The sequence below is a fragment of the Actinomadura rubrisoli genome (assembly GCF_004349215.1).
Classification (GTDB): Bacteria; Actinomycetota; Actinomycetes; order Streptosporangiales; family Streptosporangiaceae; genus Spirillospora; species Spirillospora rubrisoli.
Map to the genome: position 1 here is coordinate 1 of NZ_SMKU01000571.1, position 3345 is coordinate 3345.

The following is a 3345-nucleotide window of genomic DNA, read 5'->3' on the forward strand; positions in this document are numbered from 1 at the left end:
TTCCTTCTCTACCGGGGCTCCACGTCCTATTTCCCGGCCAGGCGATCTGTCCGCGTGTCTCCCCGAACGGCACCTTCAACACTCAGAAAGCTCGACCGTCCGGTTCTAAATCCCTGAGATCACTTCATTGTGTGCGGGTTCTGAGGTGAACGGTGACGGTGGAGTCGCGGCTGGTGTGGGTCAATGCTTGCATCGCTTCGGGGGTGGAGCCGGTGCTGGTCACTCCGGAGACCGCCAGGTAGCTGCCTGGGGGCAGTGGCTCGATGAGTTCGGCGATGACGCGCTGGGCGTCATGCAGGTCTAAGAAGTGGACGATGGCGCAGAGGATGACCGCGATCGGCTGGTCGAAGTCGAGGAGCCGTTGTGTTTCGGTGGTGCGCAGGATTTGGGCCGGGTCGCGGAGGTCGCCGTTGATGAAGATGGTGGTGTCTTCCTGGCCGTGCAGCAGTGCCGTGGCGTGCGCGCGGACGGTGGCGTCGTTGTCGACGTAGACGGTGTGTGCGTCGGGCGTGATCCGCTGGGCGACTTGGTGAACGTTGTCGACGGTGGGGAGGCCGCTGCCGATGTCGAGGAACTGGTGCACACCGCGCCAGGCGACGTACCGGACGGCTTCGACCAGGAATCTGCGGTTGCCCTGTGCGACGTGGCGCAGATGCGGGATTGTCAGCATGAGCCGGTCGATGGCCTCACGGTCGACCGGAAAGTGGTTGTTGCCGCCCAGCAGGTAGTCGTAGGTGCGGGCTGGGGAAACCACTGAGGTGTCGAGTTCGGCGGCCGCCGCCACGGCGTCGAGACTGGGCCGGGACGCCCACGGCGACCGCCACTCCAGACTGGGCTGGTTGTGGTGGATCTGCTGGGCCAGGCGCCGCAACCACGGCCCGGGCGGCGCATCATCCAGCAGATTCGCGCCGCTCCGATACAGCTGCAGGGCCTCGCCCTTGCGGTCGGTACGGTGCAGGGCGAGCATCAGCAGGCCGCGCAGGCGCTCGTTGTAGGGGTCTTCGGCTAACCATCCGCTCGCCGGTGCTAGGAGCTCGTGCGGCTCCCCGATCACCAGCAGCATCTCGGCGAGCTCTTCGCGGGTGCTACGCAGCTCGGCCAAGAGCCGGGCGCGGATCGGGATGGTCATGGACGTATCGGGCAGGTCGCCCAGGGGCGGGTCGCCCCACAATGCCAGCGCCTCTCGGTACAGGGTCACCGCGGTAGTGGCGTCGACTCCGCGGACCGCGCGGGCCTTGTCCATGAAGCTGCGGAACCGGGCGAGGTCGAAGTCGTCGGCGGGAGTGAGGGCAAGCCGGTAGCCGCCGGCATCGGTGACCAAGCGGCCGGGAGGCCGCGCGCGCCGCGCGAGGTGGAGGGCCTGATTGAGCGAACCTGGGGTGACAGGCCGGTCCCACAGCAGCGCGGTGAGCGTGGTGGCCCGGACCGGCTCGTCCTGCAAGGCCAGGACTGTGATCAGTTGCCGCACCTTGGCCCGGGTGACTTCCTGCGTACCGCTGGTGCGGCAATGACTGCCGAGGATCTCGATCTTCATGCGAGAACGATACGTATCTCGGTCATGTACGGTCAGTGGCAAGCTGAGCCAAGGGGCACTCGCTGTAGGGGAGAGCCCAATGGGGACCGGACGGCGATCAGGGTCGTTTTCGCCGCGCCGTCTCGCGGCGCGGGTCAGGTCCAGTGGCCGGTGCCGACCGCACGGACCCCGGGCAGCAGCCACTCCCGTAGGCGTACTCGGTTGATCTTCCAGGTCCCGGTGCGTGGGAACTGCTCCCATTGGATGTGCAGCGGCTCGGCCAGCGCCGGCAGGTCGGCGGTGGCCCGCGACCAGGCGCGCGGATCGATCGGCTGACCGTCGACGGTGCTGAGCACGGGCACCGGGAGGGAGCCGAGCGCGGGCAGGACGACGACCTCGGTGGTCTCCGGGAGCCGGTCCAGCAGGACGTCCTCGATCTCGATCGCACTCGCGCGCGGGATGCGATCGATCTCGCGGTCCAGCAGCCTGATCGCGCCGAACCGGTTGATCACCGCGAGGTCGCCGGTGTTCCACCACGGGCCGTTGCGCTTGCGGTCGTGCCGGTGCTGCTCGCCGACGTAGGCCAGGCACCGGCCGGGTGCTTTGAGTTCGATCAGCCCGGGCCGGCCCGGCTTGACCCGGCGGCCGGTCTCGGGGTCGACCGCGCGGACCCTGATGAGGCCGGGGATCGGCCAGCCGAGTATCTGGGTGGGAGGCGGCCGGTGGCCGCGCCTGCGCACCGAGCGGCGGGTGTACGGGCGCATGACGATCAGACCGTTCTCGCTCTGGCTCCAGGCTTGCAGCCAGTACGGCCGGCGGCGCTCGCTCGCGGCCAGGAGCGTGCGGATCGTGCGGGTGTGGATGGCGTCGAAGGAGTTGATGAACACCCGAACGTCCGCGAACGGGCGGGCCGGGTCGGCCGCGAGCCGCTCCCAGACGAGGTACGCGTTGGGCAGCGTCTCGACCACCGTGGGCCGGTGCTCGGCCAGTAGCCGTGCGACGTCGGGGGACAGCGGGTCGGACAGCATCAGCATCCGCTGGTTGATCGTCGCCCAGGCGATCATTCCGGTGGTGATGCGCTCGTGCCAGAACGGGTCTGCGAACGCCATCGTGTCGGTCCGGCGGAGCCCGAACAGCGGCCATCGCTCGGTCTCGATCAGGCTCAGCGCGCGCACCGAGTCGCCCGAGTGCATGACCAGCTTGGGCACGCCGGTGGTCCCCGAGGTGTGCGTGATGATCATCGGCTCGCACGGGTCGCGGAGCCGGGGGCCGGGCCGCCGGGCACCGCGCAGCGCGTCGAGCCCGACCAGATCCGGACGGTCGTCCGGGGCGTCGACGCAGATGGTCCGGGTGGTCAGCCGTTCGACGGCCTCTGCGGTCAGCCCGCAGGACGCCGCATGCGCGCTGTCGGTCACCACGAACGGCCGTTCGAGCCGGGTCAGCAGTGTGCGCGCCACGTCCGGTCCGTACGTCCCCGACAGCAACGCGGGCACGGCGCCGATCCGGGCGGCCGCGCAGGCCAGCAGGGCCACGTCGAAGTGGTTGTCCTTGAGGACGGCCACCCGGTCCCAGGGCCGCACACCGGCCTGGACGAGCCAGCCGGCGGCGTCGTCGACCAGGCCGGCCCAGCCCGCGTACGTGCGCTCGGTGGGCCCGTGCGGGTCGATGTCGCATGGGCGGTCGACCGTGATCAGTTGTTCGGGGGCGCGCCGGGCGGCGACGTGCCACACCTCGCCGAGACGGCCGGTCGCGGGGACCCGCGACACGGGGGTGATGCGCCGCCGCGAACGGGTGGGGGCGTGGTGGACGAGGAACTCCGGGGGGTGGACGGG

General features: G+C 70.0%; 2 protein-coding genes. Both read right to left on the minus strand.

Annotated features, from left to right (window positions below; genetic code table 11):
* Positions 1–124: 124 nt before the first annotated feature.
* Positions 125–1534 carry an SAM-dependent methyltransferase gene (locus tag E1298_RS45440; protein ID WP_165975974.1) on the minus strand — a complete coding sequence of 470 codons (1410 nt, stop codon included), beginning with the start codon at positions 1532–1534 and terminating at the stop codon, positions 125–127.
* 134 nt (positions 1535–1668) lie between these two features.
* Positions 1669–3345 (minus strand): class I adenylate-forming enzyme family protein (locus tag E1298_RS45445; protein ID WP_131903573.1); only part of this gene is annotated, 1677 nt, incomplete at its 5' end.